Annotated in this window: 21 protein-coding genes; 5 read left to right on the top strand and 16 right to left on the bottom strand. The window is 40.1% G+C overall.

All coding sequences use genetic code 11. The features are described from left to right. Nucleotides 1-120: 120 nt before the first annotated feature. The 4 genes from G8782_RS13685 to G8782_RS13670 form a co-directional block, all read right to left on the bottom strand. Complete coding sequence (locus G8782_RS13685) at nucleotides 121-537, bottom strand: VOC family protein (protein ID WP_172372165.1); 417 nt, start codon at nucleotides 535-537, stop codon at nucleotides 121-123. A gap of 226 nt (nucleotides 538-763) precedes the next feature. Beyond that, on the bottom strand, nucleotides 764-1,051 hold the full coding sequence (locus G8782_RS13680; RefSeq protein WP_172372163.1) for a hypothetical protein: 288 nt from the start codon (nucleotides 1,049-1,051) through the stop codon (nucleotides 764-766). Nucleotides 1,052-1,080: 29 nt separating this feature from the next. Further along, a complete protein-coding gene (locus tag G8782_RS13675; RefSeq protein ID WP_172372162.1) occupies nucleotides 1,081-1,371 on the bottom strand; it encodes a hypothetical protein in 291 nt (96 codons plus the stop codon). Between the two features lie 409 nt (nucleotides 1,372-1,780). Next, nucleotides 1,781-2,026, bottom strand: coding sequence for a P-loop NTPase family protein (locus tag G8782_RS13670; RefSeq protein WP_425505493.1), 246 nt, complete (start codon nucleotides 2,024-2,026; stop codon nucleotides 1,781-1,783). 102 nt (nucleotides 2,027-2,128) lie between these two features. On the opposite strand from G8782_RS13670, the gene G8782_RS13665 reads away from it, so the two are divergent. Together G8782_RS13665 and G8782_RS13660 are read left to right on the top strand one after the other, a co-directional pair. Beyond that, complete coding sequence (locus tag G8782_RS13665; protein ID WP_172372160.1) at nucleotides 2,129-2,521, top strand: hypothetical protein; 393 nt, start codon at nucleotides 2,129-2,131, stop codon at nucleotides 2,519-2,521. A 193-nt stretch (nucleotides 2,522-2,714) separates the two neighbouring features. Continuing rightward, nucleotides 2,715-3,206, top strand: coding sequence for a hypothetical protein (locus G8782_RS13660; RefSeq protein WP_172372158.1), 492 nt, complete (start codon nucleotides 2,715-2,717; stop codon nucleotides 3,204-3,206). Between the two features lie 106 nt (nucleotides 3,207-3,312). Here G8782_RS13660 and G8782_RS13655 read toward each other — a convergent pair whose 3' ends face one another. Further along, the gene (locus G8782_RS13655; protein WP_172372157.1) at nucleotides 3,313-3,786 is read right to left on the bottom strand and encodes an SRPBCC family protein; all 474 of its coding nucleotides are present in this window, start codon (nucleotides 3,784-3,786) and stop codon (nucleotides 3,313-3,315) included. Between the two features lie 226 nt (nucleotides 3,787-4,012). Between G8782_RS13655 and G8782_RS13650 the strand changes: the two genes are divergently transcribed. Further along, on the top strand, nucleotides 4,013-4,372 hold the full coding sequence (locus tag G8782_RS13650) for a hypothetical protein (protein WP_172372155.1): 360 nt from the start codon (nucleotides 4,013-4,015) through the stop codon (nucleotides 4,370-4,372). A gap of 236 nt (nucleotides 4,373-4,608) precedes the next feature. Here the strand turns inward: G8782_RS13650 and G8782_RS13645 are convergent, their stop codons facing one another. The 3 genes from G8782_RS13645 to G8782_RS13635 form a co-directional block, all read right to left on the bottom strand. Beyond that, a complete protein-coding gene (locus tag G8782_RS13645) occupies nucleotides 4,609-6,636 on the bottom strand; it encodes a TRAP transporter permease (protein WP_172372153.1) in 2,028 nt (675 codons plus the stop codon). Beyond that, nucleotides 6,611-7,147 carry a DUF1850 domain-containing protein gene (locus tag G8782_RS13640; protein ID WP_172372152.1) on the bottom strand — a complete coding sequence of 179 codons (537 nt, stop codon included), beginning with the start codon at nucleotides 7,145-7,147 and terminating at the stop codon, nucleotides 6,611-6,613. The genes G8782_RS13645 and G8782_RS13640 overlap by 26 nt, the downstream gene beginning before the upstream one ends. 77 nt (nucleotides 7,148-7,224) lie before the next feature. Next, on the bottom strand, nucleotides 7,225-8,205 hold the full coding sequence (locus tag G8782_RS13635) for a TAXI family TRAP transporter solute-binding subunit (protein WP_172372150.1): 981 nt from the start codon (nucleotides 8,203-8,205) through the stop codon (nucleotides 7,225-7,227). 311 nt (nucleotides 8,206-8,516) lie between these two features. On the opposite strand from G8782_RS13635, the gene G8782_RS13630 reads away from it, so the two are divergent. Next, entirely contained in the window at nucleotides 8,517-9,515 is a 999-nt protein-coding gene (locus G8782_RS13630; RefSeq protein WP_343035066.1) for a DoxX family membrane protein, read from the top strand. Between the two features lie 530 nt (nucleotides 9,516-10,045). Here G8782_RS13630 and G8782_RS13625 read toward each other — a convergent pair. From G8782_RS13625 to G8782_RS13600, 6 genes are all read right to left on the bottom strand, one after another. Further along, a complete protein-coding gene (locus tag G8782_RS13625; protein WP_172372148.1) occupies nucleotides 10,046-11,683 on the bottom strand; it encodes a M20/M25/M40 family metallo-hydrolase in 1,638 nt (545 codons plus the stop codon). A gap of 22 nt (nucleotides 11,684-11,705) precedes the next feature. Next, nucleotides 11,706-12,365 carry an FCD domain-containing protein gene (locus tag G8782_RS13620; protein WP_172372147.1) on the bottom strand — a complete coding sequence of 220 codons (660 nt, stop codon included), beginning with the start codon at nucleotides 12,363-12,365 and terminating at the stop codon, nucleotides 11,706-11,708. A 218-nt stretch (nucleotides 12,366-12,583) separates the two neighbouring features. Further along, nucleotides 12,584-12,922, bottom strand: a complete 339-nt coding sequence (locus G8782_RS13615) for a cupin domain-containing protein (RefSeq protein ID WP_172372145.1) — start codon at nucleotides 12,920-12,922, stop codon at nucleotides 12,584-12,586. A 13-nt stretch (nucleotides 12,923-12,935) separates the two neighbouring features. Then, a complete protein-coding gene (locus G8782_RS13610) occupies nucleotides 12,936-14,216 on the bottom strand; it encodes a TRAP transporter large permease (protein WP_172372143.1) in 1,281 nt (426 codons plus the stop codon). After that, nucleotides 14,213-14,698, bottom strand: a complete 486-nt coding sequence (locus tag G8782_RS13605; protein ID WP_172372142.1) for a TRAP transporter small permease — start codon at nucleotides 14,696-14,698, stop codon at nucleotides 14,213-14,215. Before G8782_RS13605 ends, G8782_RS13610 begins: the two co-directional genes overlap by 4 nt. Before the next feature lie 81 nt (nucleotides 14,699-14,779). Then, complete coding sequence (locus G8782_RS13600) at nucleotides 14,780-15,778, bottom strand: DctP family TRAP transporter solute-binding subunit (protein ID WP_172372140.1); 999 nt, start codon at nucleotides 15,776-15,778, stop codon at nucleotides 14,780-14,782. Between the two features lie 354 nt (nucleotides 15,779-16,132). On the opposite strand from G8782_RS13600, the gene G8782_RS13595 reads away from it, so the two are divergent. Continuing rightward, complete coding sequence (locus G8782_RS13595) at nucleotides 16,133-17,290, top strand: aminotransferase class I/II-fold pyridoxal phosphate-dependent enzyme (RefSeq protein ID WP_172372139.1); 1,158 nt, start codon at nucleotides 16,133-16,135, stop codon at nucleotides 17,288-17,290. A 64-nt stretch (nucleotides 17,291-17,354) separates the two neighbouring features. Here the strand turns inward: G8782_RS13595 and G8782_RS13590 are convergent, their stop codons facing one another. Continuing rightward, the gene (locus tag G8782_RS13590) at nucleotides 17,355-18,764 is read right to left on the bottom strand and encodes a DASS family sodium-coupled anion symporter (RefSeq protein ID WP_172372411.1); all 1,410 of its coding nucleotides are present in this window, start codon (nucleotides 18,762-18,764) and stop codon (nucleotides 17,355-17,357) included. A gap of 316 nt (nucleotides 18,765-19,080) precedes the next feature. Beyond that, nucleotides 19,081-19,506, bottom strand: a complete 426-nt coding sequence (locus G8782_RS13585) for a DUF1259 domain-containing protein (RefSeq protein ID WP_172372137.1) — start codon at nucleotides 19,504-19,506, stop codon at nucleotides 19,081-19,083. Between the last annotated feature and the right edge of the window lie 101 nt (nucleotides 19,507-19,607).

Below are 19,607 nucleotides of genomic sequence, written 5' to 3'. Positions count from 1 at the left end.
TTCTCCTTAAATCGCAGTGGTAAAACAGAAAATTTTTTTCAACTAACATGCCTCGTTAGTACAATAAGCAGTTGATTATATTTAACCAATGCACCCGTTAGTTAAAAATAGTTTTTACTATTACGATATAAGATATTTTTCTTTGAAAGTTGGACTTAATTCACTCCACACATCAAATTTATTTCCATCTAAATCATAGAAAACAAAATTCCTTCCGGAGTGTCCTCTGTTTTCAATTTCTCCAACTCTTATCTCTTTTTCTGTAAAATCTTTATGTATAGCTTTTAAGGCACTTAATCCATTAACTTCAAATGTTAAAGAAAAACGCTCGACCCCGTTAATATCATAGAAATTGGAGCTTTGATTTTCATTAGATTTAACAAGAAAAATGCTTTGGTTTGCAAATTTAAGAATTGCTTTATCTTCGTCTTTGTAGCTTAACTCTGCCCCCAATTTGTTGACATACCATTTAGAAGATAGTTCTACATTAGTCGTTGGTATATAAGTAGTTCCTACCCTTAATAATTTTTCGCTCATTCTATTAACCCCTTCCAATATTTTATGGTATATACTTTCTCCTTTTATGTATCTGTATCCTTCCTAACTCCTTATTTTACTTTTTTTCTTCAACTAACCTGCCCTTTAGTTGAATAGTAAGGTGTGCTTAACCCCTAATTGAGCACCCGTTAGTTTAATAAGAACAGAGACATTAATTAAACAATCGCGCCCGATTGTTGAGGTTAATATCTATCCTAAATCTTCTTTAAAACAAAGATGTGATTACCTTAAAAGCTATTAAACAACTGAGAATAATAAATGCACTTCGAAAGTGTTGTTTGGTTATCCTTTCTTCTTTTCCCGTTGTCGCCATTATATTTGCCAATAATATAAAACATGGGAATAATAATAATCCCGCCCCAAGCGGCCTGATTATTGTAGCCAAAAATGGAATCATTTTATCCTTTGCATCCAGATAAAAATACCATGTAATCAGGATTGCAGCCGTTGAAAAAAGCGCGATTGTCAACCATCGTGATGTTGAAAACTTCATTCCTTCCCCATCTCCCGTAAAGTCATTAATTAATCAAAGTATCCCGTCATCCATCGATATGCGAAAAGGGCTATGACAACAACGGCAGACCGTCTGAGACTTTTAGAAGAAATTTTTTCTTCTTTCTTTTCCTGCGCAATCAAAAGACTGATGATTAACAAAAGCACTGGCAACATTGTAATAAAAATAATCGGTTTATATGTAGCTTCTAAAAGAGGATATGTGACCCCTATGTGATCGGAATAAAATATTAATGCAGTCGTCGCTACAGCGATAGTAGCTAGTATGCCTATCAGCCATTTTGCGGTTGAGTAGTTCATCCTAATTACCTCTCATTCTTATATATCTATTAAACGATTCTATTTTGTTACATACTTTTACGGCACATATTTATTCGTTTATGCGCCCGATTGGATCATTTTGAACTTCTGTTATCAGTGTATCTACCTCCACTTATCTTTAACTACGAAGTGTCAGCGAATATAGTTTCATATTTCATGCAAAAGCTCCAAAAAAACTGATTGTCTATGATGCGTAGACAATCAGTCAGTCGAGTATGCGCTTCAAATTATACGACTCTTTTCTATCGATAGTTGCCCAGTATAAACTTATCGATGACGAGGGATCTATATTCCCGCACGCTAAAATACCGTTATGATCACTTACTCATAACGGTATTTAAAAAAGAGGTCATTATTATATTTATCCATTCATAATCCTATCGAGAATCTAATTCTCGATTGGTGCAAGTGACATATCTGAGTATTCACGTGGGCGTTTAGCTAGATTTTTAATATCAAAAGTGATTGCTCCGTCTTCAATTAAAACAATGCGATCCCCTAACTTCACTGCTTCCCGAACGTCATGTGTGACGAGTATGGCTGTAAAACCTTGTTCAAGCCATAAACTTTCAATTAAGTTTTGCATCTCCATTCGTGTAAGCGCATCTAATACACTTAACGAGGTACTTTTCAATCGTACTTCCAATAATAACTTGCATTTCTAAGCAAATACACAGTCAAGTAGTTTTTCTTTACATAAATTAAATACATATATCGAAAAGGAGTGTAATTTTTTATGAATCCCAAGAAAAGGTATCTCCGCAATAGAAGAATAGTAGAAAACTACTGTGATTGTAATGAAAAAAATCCTTCTGACCCTCAACCAATGCCCCCACCTACACCTGATAATCAGCAGGATTGTTTCTGTCCTAATTTCGCTTTAGGGTGTGGCGATACTTTTGACCTATGGCATAATCGTTGGTTAGAGGCTAAAAGACAAGGGTTAGATTTATTTGTAATTCATCAACGAGTGTCTACTAATCAGTTTATTGAATATCGTATTGAAGAATTTGTACGCTCGGCTTGTATGATATCTGTCAGAACAAATTCATTTCAGGTTGGCGAAGTATGGAATTTGGTTGATTTCGCCACCGATATTGTTAGTTATGAATATAAATTAGATTTTTAATTGTTATTAAATTTTTTAACGCATATTGAGTGCGTTTTTTTTATCCCTCCAATCTGCCATGGTTTCCCTCCTCTAGTCATTTTCCTTTAATATAACATCAAAGATGGGTAACTTTTCAAGAAAACTAGCACCCACACTTCATCTCGCATAACCTACATAAGATATTAGATAGATTTCCATAGGAGGTAGTAACATGGTCAATTTTCAACCTTTCAATGGTACGGTGACAAAGATCGATGATTTTCCAACCAGCCCAAATGATATGGACGGCGGTTGTTATCAGTTATTTTCCGTTGAAAATGAGCGCGGTGATTTGGTGAATTTTGTGGTGGCCCCGGATACTTATTTTGTCGATCATCGGGTGGTAAGGATTGGTGACCGGGTGACTGGTTTTTATGATGCGGATGCGCCTGTTCCTCTAATTTACCCGCCACAATATGCGGCAGTCGTTATGGCGAAAGATGCGCCTGGCCAAAATGTGAAAGTGGACTTTTTTAATCGTCAGTTGATTAGTAGTGACGGGGATTTACGATTGAATATTGGTCCAGATACTCGGATTTTATTGGAGAACGGGCAGTTATTTAATCGGAACCCTGCTAATCGTTATTTGATCGTGGTCTACGGAGCGACGACTCGAAGCATTCCAGCACAGACGACACCTTCACAGATTATTGTTTTGTGCTGACTTTCATTCACAATAGTAAAATATATAAAGCCTAATTTCTCTTTCATTTGAAAGGTAAATTAGGCTTTTGACGTTACACAATCGCGCCATATAATGGATGAACTTATTAAACGTTAAATGCTTCACTATAGACTTCACGTAGCTCAGCTGAGTTGTCGTTCCACTTAATTGGTTTACCATTGACGATTTGGCCCAATACATCCAGACACCTATGCCAACCCGCCGCGGTATTAACTGCCCATGAATCATCAGTAAAAGTATGGGTAAAAATCATTCGACATCCTTTATCTTCTTCCTGCAATGAAATGTTTATGAGATCATCAATCTCACGGAAACCAAATACATATGGCATTTCTAGCTCTGTAATGGTACCACTATACGTTGTTCCTTCACCGTCATCGAAGGCAATCTTGCCGCCAATTTTGAGATCCATCTCCCCTGTTGCGAAAGGGTACCATTGGGTGAAGTCACTTGGATTCGTAATAATCAGGAAAACATCTTCTGGACTATGCGTAAAATATCGTTCAAATCTCAAAGCATAACGACCGTTTGACTCATGTAGTGTGCCATATTCATTCATCATTTCACCCTCCTTCTTTTATAAATTAAATTTTGTATAAGAAACATCAACAATATTCATATTTGTTTCATGCTTTAATTGTAGCAAACATTTAATATAACTAAAAAACAATAATGTTATACTTGTTTTATAGTTTTAATTAATTTTCAATAAAATCAGTCTTCCGCAAATGAGCCAGATTGTTGAATTGAGCTGACGGGTTAGATAATCAAAGTGAGGGAGTAAAATGACGAATTATTATTATTTAGCATCAGACCAGAAATTGGGATTAGGTAATGCTTCGCTTGATTTTGTAGAAACAGAACCGTGGATGATTCCAGGGTTCGATTATCCAGTTCAGAGAGAGATTTTTAATGGTGTAGAAAAAGAGTGGGAGCTACGTGAATTACTACAATATATCCGTAATTACACCGCACCTTATAAAGTTTGTACAGTGCAAGTAGCTCATTTATTAAATTCGGATCAAGTTGAACTAAGAGTACAGAAAAAGTCTAACTTACAATTACATGAGATTGTTGATCCAAAGCAACTTATACTGCAAGAAGGACATTTGTTAACTATCAATAAAGTACCAATCTCTCAGTAATTACTCATGTACCTGTTCTGCTCACGGGCGCGCTTGTAGAATAAGGGGCTGTTTAAATAGTAACGGCGCCTGTGCAAAGTGCAATTATGTTAATTCAAGTATAGGCGTAAAAATACAAACATAGGCCAATCAAACATTGATTTGATTGGCCTTTTAATTTTCTATATGCAATTGTAGTTTATTGTCTGAATAGTGTCTTGCCAGGTACCCAAAATTTTAGGGATTTTTACATTCTATTAAGCTACAGCAACTTTCTCGCTCTTTCTTGTCATCAACTGTAATGCAACCATAGCAACAAACAGAACCAGTCCGATAATGTCAGTAATAGTTTCTGGGAAAATGAGAAGCATTCCCGTCGCTATAGCGAACAAGCGCTCAATCCAGTTACATTTCCGATACCAGAAGCCAATCATGCCTGCACCAATCGCAATCATCCCTATAATGGCGGTGAAAACGACCCATAAAATCTCTGGGATAGAAGCGCCCATCATGAGCATCGCTGGGTTAAATACGAACATGTACGGAATGATAAATGCCGCGATAGCGAGCTTAGCAGAGGTGACACCTGTTTTAATCGGATCTCCGCCAGAAATACCAGCTGCCGCAAATGCTGCAAGAGCAACAGGTGGTGTAATATCTGCAATAATACCAAAATAGAAAACAAATAGATGCGCTGATACAGCCACAACGATTGGAACAGCCGCGCCAGGGGTATCAAGCATAAGAAGCGTGATAATCGCAGGAGCGGCAATTGTTGACGTTATGACATAGTTCGCTGTTGTCGGTGAACCCATGCCTAGAACGATTGCAGCTAACATTGTAAAGAGCAGCGTAAGGAGTATGTTCCCGCCCGCCGCAGAAATTAACCCAGTCGCGAGGCTTAAGCCTAAACCAGTCTTCACAACAACACCTACAATAATACCGGCACATGCTGTTGCTGCCGCGACGCCAAGCGCTGTACGTGCACCATCAACCAGCGCATCAATCATGTCTTTGAATCCAAGACGCGTTGACTTATCGAATGAGCTGACGATAATCGTTAAGACGATTCCCAGCAGTGCTGCTTTCATCGTAGGAATCCCAATCAATAAGAAGACGATAATCCCGATAATCGGTATCAGTAAATAGATCTTCTTTAGTGTCTTTTTACGGTCAGGAATCTGATCTTCAGTCATTCCTTTTAGACCTACACGCTTCGCTTCAAAGTGTGTCATAATCCAAACTCCTGTGAAATAAAGGAGCGCTGGAATCGCAGCAGCTTTAGCAATTTGCCAGTACGTAATACCGCCTATGAATTCAACCATAAGGAATGCTGCCGCTCCCATAATCGGAGGCATAATTTGTCCGCCTGTCGAGGCTGCTGCCTCAACACCGCCTGCAAATTCTTTTTTATAACCGAGCTTTTTCATCATCGGGATTGTATATGAACCTGATCCAACAACGTTTGCAACCGAACTGCCCGAAATAGTACCTTGTAATGCACTCGAGAAGATGGCAACTTTTGCTGGCCCCCCAACTAAACGTCCTGCTAAAACAACTGCAAGATCATTGAAATAAGCACCAACACCGGTTTTCACAAGGAATGATCCGAATAACAAGAATACAAAGATGAATGTTGAAGATACACTAATTGGTGTACCTAAAATTCCATCTGTTGTGAAAAACATCAACTGAACTACACTTTTCAAATCTTGTCCCCGGTGTGCAAGGAATCCTGGGAAATGCTGTCCGTAAAATGCATAAACCAAAAATGTAGCTGAGATAATTGTAATAGGCAATCCGACTGCACGTCTTGCCGCTTCCATGGTCAGGAGGATAGCTAAGACTCCAACAATCATATCAAGCGTCGATATGCGACCGACCCGCAAGACTAAATCGCCAATTAGAAGAGGCCAATAAAGCCCTACTCCAATTGCAAGGAGCGATAAAATGATATCGTAAAAAGGTACTTTATTTCGTCGACCTTTAATTTTTTTCCTTGCAGGAAACAGGAGAAAAATCAGGGACAATGCAAATCCTAAGTGAATTGATCGTTGGATATACGCGGTATAAGGAGTCCCAATTGCTGTATACAATTGAAATATAGAGAATGCAAGTAGTCCGAAGAACACAATTTTCTTGAATAAACCACTTACATTACGTGTATTCGATTCAGGGTCATATTTCTGCAAAATTTCCAACTGCTCTTCTTCTGACAACATTTTAAACTCTTCCGTTTCCAAATCAAGCTCTATTTCTTCATTCAGCTTTGTTTCCTTTTTCATTCATATTGACTCCTTTCAGCATTTGATAAAGAGATAGTTTCATAACACGGAATGTATACGATTTTCCTCTTACCAATTCTTTTTTCAAGTTTAATTCAGTTCCTAAATAACCAAAAGCTAATTCTGCATCGACATCGCCAATTAACATGACGAATGAATCGATAACATTATCATCGTATGTAAGCGTATATACGCCGTCCTGGACAGTAAAGGTTTCTCCTTCTTCTGCGTAGCCCGGTAAACCAATTGCAAGATTCTCATATTGCATCGATAAAAGACTTATTTCTTCATCAACAGTCACTTCATAAGATTCAATAACATCTGTTAAATGAATAGAATGAACGTACCTGATTTGAAATTTATTATCTTCTTTTAGAGGTACATAGTAGACTTCAGGATTTTCCACCCGATGCTCAGTGAATGTAAATGCTAGTTTAATCGGTATAATAAAAATGAAAAGAACTAGTAAAGTAACAAAAAGAATGACCAGACCTAATTTCTTTTTGTTCATCCACCTCTTCCTTTCTATTTAAAGAGAACAGGACGGCCGAAGCTAAACGCTTCGCCGCCCCGCTTAAATCACAAATTTTATTTTTTGTTAACTTCGTCAAAGTATTTCTGTGCGCCTGGGTGAACCGGAATTCCAATTCCATCAAGGCCATTTTCGGCTTTGATCAATTTCCCTTTTGCGTGTTGCAGTTTAGACGCATTGTCATAAATTGCTTTTGTAATTTCATAGCCTAGGTCTTCGGGAACTTCATTTTGGATAACAAGCATCGCACCAACGGAAACTGCTGATGTTTCGTTCGCCATTCCATATGTGCCTGCAGGGATCACTTCTTTAGCATAGTATGGATACTTTTTGATCAATTCATCTGCTTTTGCATCTTCAACTGGTACAACAAATACAGATGCAACTGCGTTCAAGCCTTCAACTGCTCCTGTAGGCGTTCCCGCTGTGATGAATGCAGCATCAATTTGACCTGCTTGCAAACTTTCTTGTGATTCACCAAAGTCAAGACTTTGTGGCTTGATATCATCCATTGTCAGTCCATGGATTTCTAGAAGTTGTTCAGCGTTCGCGTATGTACCAGAACCTGGTGCGCCAACTGATACTTTCTTCCCTTTCAAATCTGCAAACGTTTTAATACCGTTCTTTTCAAGTGTTATCAATTGAACAGTTTCAGGATACAATGAACCAATAGCTGAAACGTTGTCAATTACTTCGCCGGCAAACATAAGCTCACCTTTTGAAGCATAGTAAGCGATATCTGTTTGAACGAATGCAATATCAGCTTCACCATCTTGAAGCGCTGTCATATTTGCAGCCGATGCTTGTGAAACCTCTGCAGTTGTCTTAACACCTGTTGCTTCTGTGATGTAGTCAGCAAACGATCCCCCCAGTGGATAGTATGTACCTTGAGTTCCCCCCGTTAAAATACTAAGAAACTTATAATCTTCCTTTGTTTTCCCAGTATCTTTTCCTGCGCTGTCTGAATTGCATGCCGATAATACTAGTAATGCGATCATCGCAATAAATGCAAACAAACGTAATTGTTTTTTCTTCATTTGAAATTTCTCCCCCTAATAATTTAATATTTAACAATAATGCTAAAATACATCTTACCATGAAATCTCTCTTTTTTGTCAATCAAATTAATAATTTACACGATAATTGAAAGCGTTTACAGAAATTCGGATATCTCTACTATATTAGGTAAGATTTTTTATTTGGTTTCATTCATCAACGTTTAAGCTGTTTTAACTTATAGAATTTTATAATTAGTAAAGACTAATGATACGAAACTGCTTGTTGTTGTAGTATGGCGCATAATTCCAAATGATAAATGGATTATAGTATTTTTAAAGGTTGGGTTCTTGTGAATAGACGTTTGTTATTAATGATTGTTTTATTGCTTACATTGTTTGCGCCACTCATTGCAAATGCACACGTTAAATGGTTTACAGAAGAAGCGGCTTCTAAGGATAGTATTGAAAATATATTATCGCCTTTTTTCATCGTATTTTCTCTAATCGTTGCAATTGTTTTGGCGGCAATCCCTCAACTTCTTCCTTGGTTGATGAATTTAGAAATCGCAAAAAAGATTGAGGATAAATTAGCAGGTTTTCGGATATATTCAAGACATTTACTAAAATACGGAACAGCGCTTTCATTAGCCCTCCAGTCTTTTTCAGGATCTATGTTTGCGCCTGAATTTAGTATGACAGAACCATTCCAGCAATTTGCATTTTGGTTTGCAATTGTCTTATTACTAATCCCCCATCACTATGCGACAAAATTAGCTTCTCTTGTCCTCTCGAGTTTGTTTATTATGGTCTGGTCCAACTCCGGATGGTTCCATATGCTCGATTATGGATTTTATATCGCTATTTTCTTCGTATTATTAGTAGGGAAGACAAAATGGGAAAAATGGGGATTTCCATTCTTATATCTCGGGACAGGCCTTTCCCTATGTTGGGTTGCTGTTGAAAAATGGGTGTATCCAGCAATGACGCTAGATATTATTGAGCGTCACGCCGTTCCTACTTTTGGATTTGAACCGTCCATTTTTATTGTAATGGCTGCTTTTATTGAATTTGTTGTTGGGTATTTGTTAATTGTAGGCATATTAAACCGACTATTAGCAGCAGTCGTCACGGTATTGTTTTTACTCACTTCCATGATTTTTGGAATGACTGAGATTATTGGTCATGCAATTATCCACGTTGTCTTACTCATTTTTATCATTGAAGGTGTCTCTTTTTACTACCCACCTATTAAGATGCACAAGACACGATTAAATCAAATGATTTTCGTATTCCTTAATTTCTTCTTTGTCTTGGCTACCTTTATTTTGATTTACTACCGCTTTGGTTAGTGAAAAATACAAAAAGAGGCCAATCAAACACTCATTTGATTGGCCTCTTAATTATCGGAATAGTGGATTGTACAGGTACTCTCTATGATTGCTCTTGGAAGTTTCATGATTCATTTGATACCTTTTTACTTTGCAGGTAAAGTTTATTCGATCGATAACCGAAGAATAAATATAACATTATCGTTAGTGGAATAGAAAAGTCAATGCAAATACCTCAATCGAAAACAGATTCAGTAATTTACCTCCATCATTTTTTCATATTCCGCCATGTCTCATCTAAGTACTCCTTTCAGAAAAAAGTATCAGTAATAAGTAATCTCCAAATAATAAATCACCCTTCTTGTTAAGGGGCGACTCCCGAGGAAAAGAGAATAAAGTGCAAAAAAGAAGTTTACACTTTTCTTAGCTGAGACCCTGGACTAAGCGCAACGAGGGAAGAGGTAAAGAAAGATTGAACTATATATTTTTCCACTCATAGCGCTCGTCCGTAGCGGAAACCCATACTATAATTCAACAATATCTTGAAGTTATCAAGAGAATTTAGTCTCCAGTTCTCCCTCGTTTACAGTCGTTCCCGCAAACATACTCTCCACAACAACCTTCAAAGCAAATGGCGTTTGCACAAATGCACTCTCTTTATGCAACCGCTCCGTCAACTTATGCGCATCCTTGCCAAATGGCCCGATGTTTAACACCGGGGCCTGCAACTGCTGCATTTCTTCAAACGGTATACTGTATACATCTCCCCACAAAGGCGTATTATTTTTATACGCTTTCCATCCGGTATCATTTTCATCATAATTAACGTAACTCAAATCCGAAATCCCATTGAAATAATGAACTTGTTTGGCGTCGACATCAAATTTTTCTTTCAATATTCGTTGAGTCAGCTCGATTTTTTCGTTAACTAATTCATTCTCCGATGAATTGATCGCCGGGTAGTACGGCGGTGCATAAAATAGTATGGTTGCTGGTGCTAATTCTTGACAGTTCAGCATTAGTTGATCGCTGATTTGGATCGACATATCACGTTCATCGAGTGATTCATCTTGCATCACGACGTTTTTTATTTCTACTACTTTTGCGATGCCCAGCTTTTCCTCTGCATACTCGAGTAAATCGCAGTATTCCATTACTCTAATTTCCCCGATCGGATCGACGCCCTCGCGTTTACAAATTTCTTTGTAATCCTTTTCGCATTCTGCCATCGCCGCTACTGCTGTTTCATTAAATATCTTCATAATGTCCGTTGCGTTTTGTCTCATTAAAAAGACGTTGTATAACGCGGCGCTATGATGAGATGTCTGTGTTGAATAATTTTCCTTCAAGTCGCTGATTTTCAAGCAAATTGGTAATGGCGTTTTTTCATTGTAAAATTCTTCGACGAAGTCTGGGTTGAATTCCATCGCCTTTGTTAAATAAGTGGCCATGTAATGCCCTGTGATGCCGTTTAACGGTTCGCCTGCATGTGTTTCCCTTCCGTAAAATAAAGCGGAAGGCATGATTTTTCCGATTGTGCCCGAGTAAATATAATAATTTTCATCTTGCGGTTTTTGAGAAAATGACGGTTCGCTGTTTAAAAATAACTCGTATTCTAACCCGTACTCTTCTCGTATATCAATCAACCCGCTGACAGCCGCTCTCATTCCGGATGAATTCACTTCTTCATCCGGCACTGTCAACAAGATCAAGTTGATCGGCCATTTTTCAATGGTCGCCATTTCGAGTAAATGTAGATGTAAAACGAGTCCCATTTTCATGTCCATCGTTCCTCGGCCGAATAAATACTCGTCCGATTTGATATCTGCTTGGACATCCTTTGGCAGATCCTCAATTTTCGTTTTTAATTCCTCGGTTAACGCTCTCGGTTGGAATGCGAGCGCTTCCAAATTGCCGAATTCTTCAATATGGACCGTATCGAAATGGCTGATGAGCACAATCGTTTTATCGGTCACGCCGCTATTATAAAATCCAGTGACTGCGTTTCGGCCTTTCCCTGCATCATGAAATTGGATGAGCCAACGATTTTCCTGAAAATACTTAAGTTCTAGTAATTTGTCTTTAATTTTACTCGAAAATTCCATTTCACCGGCTGTCCCGGTTCTGCTGTCCCAACTGACGACCTCGCATAATAAATCTTCTAGTTGCTCTGGTGTATTCCATTTCATAGATAGTCTCCTACCTTTCAAGTTAATCCTCGGCGTAATACCCTAAAAATCTTTTTTCTACGTTATCTAAATGAACGATGATTTTATTTTTTGCTAACCGGACATCTTGTTTCTTTAACGCTTCGACGATTTCTACATGCTCTTCATAAGCACCCTTCGCACTCGTCGGCAACGTGCTCGACAATATCAGAAACGCACGATTGACACCTGTATTCACCCGGTGAATCATTTTTTTAAACTCGTTGTTTTTATTAGGCGATGCCAATAATAGATGAAACTCACGGTCCAACTCTATGAAATCATGGTAATGATCCCGTTCAATCGCGTCTAATTGATTCGCAAGATTATTTTCCAATAAAAGCAGAAATGATGAATCCACCTTTGATATGATTTTTTCGATATTGTGAACTTCCAACAAGCTTCGTAACTCCATATATTCCAAGGAATTCTCTTTCGTAAAACTAGCCACAACCGCAGGACGGCCTTTCCGGTGTATAACCAAACCTTCCGAAGCCAGTCGATTAAGCGCATCTCGTAAAGGCGTCCGGCTAATTCCTAGGTCTGCGGCAATCTTTTCCTCCGGCAACGACTCATCGCCCTTTAACTTCCCAATAATAATCGCTTTTTTCAGTAAATTATACGCCTGATCAGCCAACGTCCCACTCTGTTCAATCTTCTTCACTACCCTCACCACCTCACTTGCTTGATATGTTCTATATTTGAATGAATTTCTAGTTCAGGATTGGAGCGGAAGGCGGCGACTCCCGTATGATTAGCGAGACAGCTGAGCCCCTGGACTGAGCGCAGTGTGGGAAGCGGTAGGGAAAGATTGAACTATATCTTTCCGCTCTTCGCGCTCGCCCGCAGGAAAGCGCCGCCTGCAGCGGAAATCCACGCTACCTAATAAACAACCGCAATCATCTCTAATACATCATCAGTAAGATTCTCCAAACCATGACTCTGCCCTTTTTTAATCAGACATATATCCCCAGCTTTAACAGGAACTCGCTCTTTATTATGATCAAGGAAATTTCCTTCCCCTTTTAAAATATAATAAGCCTCTGCGTCATCCGTATGCTGATGATAGCCGATCGTCGAGTGGGGGCTTACCACTACTTTGGCAAATAGCGATAACCCTTCCACATGATCTTCCTTCATGATCTTTTTATGGATTTCAATACTTCCAATCCCGCCGTGGGCATTTTCAATGACCGCTGTTTCTTGTGTATTTCTAATCAAACTGATCACCCTTTTACTCAAATAGACTCGGCAAGACTGTTGAGATTGCCGGGAAGAAAATAATAAGCAACACGACAACCGAAACGATACCGATGATATGAAGCACATACGGGAATGTGTTCTCGATCCCCATTTCCCTGTCCGTGATACTACATCCCGCGATCAACGATAAACCGACTGGCGGTGTAATATTCGCGAGCGCAAAGTTCATGACGAGCACCATTCCGAAGTGGATTGGATCGATGCCGTATTGCATGGCGATCGGCATGAAAATCGGGCTTAATAAAATGATTAACGACGTAACCTCGGTTAACGTACCCAAGATGAATAAAATCACCGATACGACTAACAGGAATTGCAGGGGCGTACTTGCGAATTGCAAAAAGAACTCAGATATCATTGCAGGAATTCGATTCGCCGTGAGCACATATGTAAACGCGTTGGCCACTGAAATAATGATCAAAATAATCGCCGAAGTCGATGCGGAGCTAATCATTATTTCCTTGAATTTCTTGAACGTTAATTCCTTATAAAAAACAGATAGGATAAAGCCGTAGGCGACTGCAATGACTGCCGCTTCTGTCGCTGTCACAAGCCCGCTGAAGATCCCTCCTAAAATAAAGATCGGTGCCATTAATGGGAAAAATGCTTGCAAAGCGATCTTCATAAACTCTGAGCCCGTCGGATTCGAATGTTCAACGACACCAAAGCCTCTTCTTTTCGACATGAACGCCACGTAAATACAGAGAGCAATTGTCAATAAAATTCCCGGTAAGAAACCAGCGATGAATAATTTTCCGATTGAAATATTCGCAGTGATACCCAATATGACCATCGTAATGCTCGGCGGGATGATTAATCCTAATACGCCTGCTGGTCCAATGATGCTGGCGATAAAGGAGTTGCTATATTTTTGTTCTTTCATTCGCGGGACGATGACTGATCCGACTGCGTATGTCGTTGCGACCGTGGAACCGGATACTGCTCCGAAGAATGCGCTCGTGACAACCGCTGTCATTCCCAAACCTCCTGAAAACCTTCCGACTAACGCATCCGCAAGCGCCATTAATCGTTTCGTCAGTCCCCCTTCCCCCATAATATTACCAGCTAAAATAAATAGCGGGAGTGCTAAATAGGAGAAGTTGTTAACCCCGGCGAACATTCGTTGAACGATGATTTCAAGCGAAACCCCGCTGAAGAGGAGAACCCCTACTGATACGACGCCGATTGTAAAAGCGATAGGCATTCCCAAGAATAGCAATACAAAAAACGTAACTAAGATTCCTATAATCATAATGTCGCCTCCCTGGAACTAGGGCTTGAACTAGTCGGATTCAACATGTTCATCAGTATGAAGTAGATGGAAAATACCGCACTAACCGGAATGACGCCGTAAAATACGCCCATCGGTAACTGTAATGTCGCAGAAGTTGTTGCCATTGTCGACCATGTTAGTTTGAATCCGTAAATCATTAAGACAAAAAAGAAACCCATCATGATCAAATGAATAAAGAAATCGATTTTTTTCTGTTTGTTTTCACTAACCAAACTCACAAAATATCGTACACCAAGATGCATTTTTTCATGAATCGCTAAGCTTGATCCTAAAAATGTCAACCATACGATCAACAGCCTTGCTAACTCTTCTGTTCCAGGCATTGAAAACTTGATAAACCGCGAGAAGACTTGGACAAATACGATGACGGTCAATCCCGTAATTGCGATGACGCATAATATCGAAAGTATTTTCACGATGTTTTCGGTCAATTTCGGCAACGTGTTTTTCCTCCTTTTACTTTAAAAATAAAATGTTCCTAGTTTAAATTGAGTTATTTAAACTAGGAAACAATTGCTAGATTACCAACCAGAAGCTTCACGATAAATATCCATTAGCTCTTTTCCAAAAACATCATTTTCCCATTTATCGTACACAGGCATCATCTTTTCACGGAACGCATTTGTATCAACATCATCGTTAACCGTCATGCCTCTATTTTTAAGTTCTTCTACATAGCCTTTTTCTGCTTCATCATTTTTCTCTTGCACTTCTTTTGAGATTCTCTCTGATTCTTCTAAAATGATTTTCTGATCTTCTTCAGAAATTTTGTCCCAAACGTCATTATCGACGACCATCATGATCGTGTTGTAAAAATGACCTGTTAAAGATAGATACTCTTGAACTTCATCGAATTTCGGGGCGACAATATTAGCTAAAGGATTTTCCTGCGCATCCAATGCACCTTGTTGGAGAGCTCCATAAACTTCACTGAACGCCATAGCTGTCGGCAACGCTTTTAATTCTTCGAATGCGTCGATGCGAAGTTTAGATTGCGCCACGCGGATTTTTAATCCTTCCATGTCTTCAGGCGTGACAATTGGTTTTTTGTTGTTCGTGATATGTCTGAAACCCCACTCGACATACCCGATTTTTTTCATGCCTTGCTCATCCATGATGTTTGCTAGATAGTCCCCGAATTCACCTTCATATGCAGCTCGTGCATGATCGATGTCTTTCCACATATAAGGCAAGTCTTCGATTGCCATGCGCATATCAAGAGATTGCATCGATCCTATCATAATTGCCGCAGATTCCATGGTTCCCATTTTAACTTGCTCTAACATTTCAGTTTCAGATCCTAGTTGACTGTTCGGAAATACATCGATTTCAACGCGGCCATCCGTTTTTTCTTCGATATTCTCTGCCATTTCATTGATCAAATCGGATGCTGGCGTTCCATCAGATAAGGCATGTCCAAGTTGAAGCTTTACTTTTTCGCCTCCGTCTTCTGAACACCCCGCAAGCATAATCATCATGACGAGTGAACCGATGAATGTATAAGTGATTTTTTTCAGCATGTTGTTTCCCCCTCATTAGTTAACTGCAAATTACTACCAAATGCTTATACTACGGTGTTCTCAAGAATACTTTTCTTCAATTGTAACTTTTCCAACAAATGTATACTGTGTACAAGTGTTTAAGTAAATATACAATATCATAAATTGAATGTCAATTCTCTATTTTCCGCTTGTGCAAGTTTATTTTACACCTTGAATTTTTGTACTCTTAACACTAGCTATAGCGCACTTTTAGAGTGGTCAGAGTTTATTTTCTATAGGAACAATTCCAAACATTAATACTGATAGTTATTTACAAATCGAATTCATTCGCCTAAGATTACGGTATACAGTATACAAATGAGGGGTGCTTTGATGATAAATCGAGTGAATGAGCGCGTGAAAGACATTGTAGTTCCTGGTATCCGCGTGTTTTCAAATGAAGTCATGCAATATAAAGATGGGGTTAATTTAACAATTGGCGAACCGGACTTCCCTACACCGGACCCAGTTAAACAAGCAGGAATTGAAGCGATTCAGAATAACTTGACGGGTTATTCACATAACGCCGGGTTACTAGAATTACGCGAGAAAGTTTCGTTGTTTTTTGAGGAGAAATATGGATTTCACTATGATCCTGTAACGGAAATCGTCATCACAACTGGAGCGAGTGAAGGAATCGACTCCATTTTACGAACCATCTTGACTGAAGGCGATGAAGTGATCATGCCGGCACCGATTTATTCTGGTTATGAACCTATTGTTCATTTAAGCGGAGCAAAAGTAGTTTATTTGGATACGATGAAAACTGATCTTTTACCGTGCCCTGATGAGTTAGAGGGTTTGATTAGCGAGAAGACGAAGGCGATTATTTTAAATTACCCGTCGAATCCTACAGGAATGACTTTAAATAAAGAGCAGATGGATGGACTCGTAAAAGTGTTGGAAAGGCACGACATCTTTATTATCTCGGATGAAATTTATAGCGAGAATTCATTCAATGAAGAACATGTTTCATTCGCTTCTTATCCTGAAATCAGAAACAAACTTTTCTTGATCCACGGCCTATCAAAGTCGCATGCGATGACAGGTTGGCGATTGGGTTATGTATTGGGACCTAAGGAATTAATGGAACATGTGTTGAAAGTTCATCTCTATAATTCGATTTGTGCCGCCCTTCCCAGCCAATATGCCGGAATCGAAGCGCTAACGAATAGTCGCAACACGCCGCTTAAGATGAACACGGCTTATTTAGAACGAAGAGATTATGTGTATGAAAGACTCACTGCGATGGGGCTGAGCGTGATCAAACCTACTGGCGCGTTTTATATTTTTCCATCTATCGACATGACGGGATTGACTTCATGGGATTTCGCGACGAAATTATTGGACAGCGAACTTGTTGCTGTCGTTCCGGGAAGCACGTTTACTACATACGGCGAAGGATTTATCAGGATTTCATATGCGAATTCAATGGAGAATTTGGTGGAAGGCATGGACCGGATTGAACGGTTTATAAAAGTCAATTGCTAGAATAAACGACCTTTGCGTGTGGCCAAAGGTCGTTTTTTATTTGATTCGCATATAAGGGTTTAATTCACAATAGGCCGATCCATTTCCAATACGTCGCGCTGAATAGCAGGATGAGCAGGTATCCGATTACCGTCAATGCGACACCTGATTTTAAGAAGTCTTTTACGGTGAAGGATCCGGTTCCGTAGGCGAGCATGTTTTGCGGCGCGCTTACCGGTAATAGGAAGCCGAAGCTGACGACGAATTGTTGGATCAGGACGAAGCCTACGCTGTTGGCGTCAATGGCGATTGTTGTCGTGAGCGCGATGAAAATCGGGATGAGTGCTGATGATAGGCTCGTTGCACTGGCAAACCCTAGATGAATCAGGATGTTGAAAAGCGAGAGCAACGCGATTGTTGCGAGAAGCGGCATATGCTCAAGTCCCATTGCGCCGAAAACCTTGTCGGATAGCCACTGGGCGCCTTTTGTTTCTAATAGGATTGTGCCGAGCGCGATTCCGACCGCGAAAACGATGATTGTTCCCCATGGGATCAGTTTTTCAACTGTTTTCCAATCGAAGACGCCGATTTTCGGGGATAGCAATATGGCAATCGCAATGATCGTGACGGTTGTCGTGTCCAATGGATGCACGATCTCTTCTGTCGACCATAGGAAAAGAAGCGCGAGTGAAACGACGACGAGTCGTATTTCGGACGATTTCATCGGACCGAGCTCTTTTAATTTTCCTAGGATCAATTCTTTGCCGCCTTCGACGACTTTCGTTTCTGGTTTAATCAATTTGATCATAACGAAGTAAAGCACGACTGACATAATGATTGACCAAGGCGCGGCGTAAAGAAACCACGAGCTCCAAGCAACGGATACGCCGAGTTCTTCTTCGATGAAACCGAGCGCGACCATGTTTTGTGCCGCTCCTGTTTTTATGCCGATGTTCCAAATGGAAACGGATTGAACGGCGGTGATGACAAGTAATGCACCGAGACGGCTGTTGTGCGGCAACCCGAAAGCGGCGACCATTCCGAGTAAGATCGGAACGACGGCGCCTGCGCGTGCTGTTGCGCTCGGAACGAAGAACGCTAGGATAATCGAAACGAGAATCGATCCAAAAACGATGGCGCCTGTTTTCACGCCTACTTTCGATAAAATATATAACGCGAGCCGCTGATGTAGATTTGTCGCTTGCATCGCGGCGGCTAAAAATAATGCAGCTGCAACGAGTGCTACGGCCGAGTTCGAGAAACCGCCGAGCGCCATTTTAAGCGCGCCTTTCGTGCCGAGAAGCACGTCCGTGTTCGCCATATCCGGCGCTAGTCCAAGTAATAAAGTGATGAGCCCGATGATCATTGCGGCGCTTACTGGATAAGATACTGCTTCCGTCATCCATAGAATGACGGCAAATGCTAGGATTGCAAGTGCTCGCTGCCCCATCACGGGTAAATCGCCCGGATTCGGAAGTAAAATAATGGTGATCATTACGAGAAAAGCAAGCGCGATCCATATCGGCTTTAGATTTCTTTTCGTTTTAATCGTTTCGGTCGTGTCCAACGCAATCTTCCCCTTCTAGATGAGCATTCTTCTTACAGCCATACCCAATTTTTATGCGGATATAAACTTGGGTGGGATGATTTTGTTTTGGTGGTGTTGGTATAGGGTTGATTGCGATATGGGAATAAACCTATGAGTAACGGGAATAACGTCACCCGATACGGGAGCAACACGGCACGACACTCAAAATAGCTCAAACAAAAAAACGCTTCCCCATAACAAGGAAACGTCCAAAGCCTATTTCTCAATTATATCCGCCACCCTGCTCCCCCACTGGCTTACTACTTAACTCCCCAAATGCATAGACCAGTTTTTCCGCGAAGTTGAGCGGCGATTCGACGGATTGGATATGGATATGCATAATTGTCGGTTCTGTTAAGATCCATTGGTTGTGAAGCGCGCTTACAATAAGTCCTTGTTCTATTGCCGCTTTCATGAACTTTGCGCTTTCTTCTTCGAGTATTGCAATTTCCGCTAAATTTATGGCGACACCCTGTTGATCTAATGATTCAAATGAAACACGTGCGGATGCCACTGATTTACATGGTTTGCCTTGAACAGTAACATCGACTCTCCTATGAAAATCGACTGAGCAGACGCCATTATTCACTTTACTTTTCCCTCGTAAAATTTCGGCGAATTGCGTGCAAACGCTGTTGAATTCAACCATCTATGCAAAATCCTCTCTATGATAATACTTCCCCCTACCTTATGTTCATTCAAAATAAAAAATGCCTGATCCCCGTATCGCGCAGGTATCAAGCACTTTAT

The sequence above is a fragment of the Sporosarcina jiandibaonis genome, assembly GCF_013184495.1.
In the GTDB taxonomy this organism is placed as follows: Bacteria; Bacillota; Bacilli; order Bacillales_A; family Planococcaceae; genus Sporosarcina; species Sporosarcina jiandibaonis.
The sequence above is the reverse complement of the archived record's forward strand: the minus strand, read 5'-3'. Positions and strand labels throughout refer to the sequence as shown.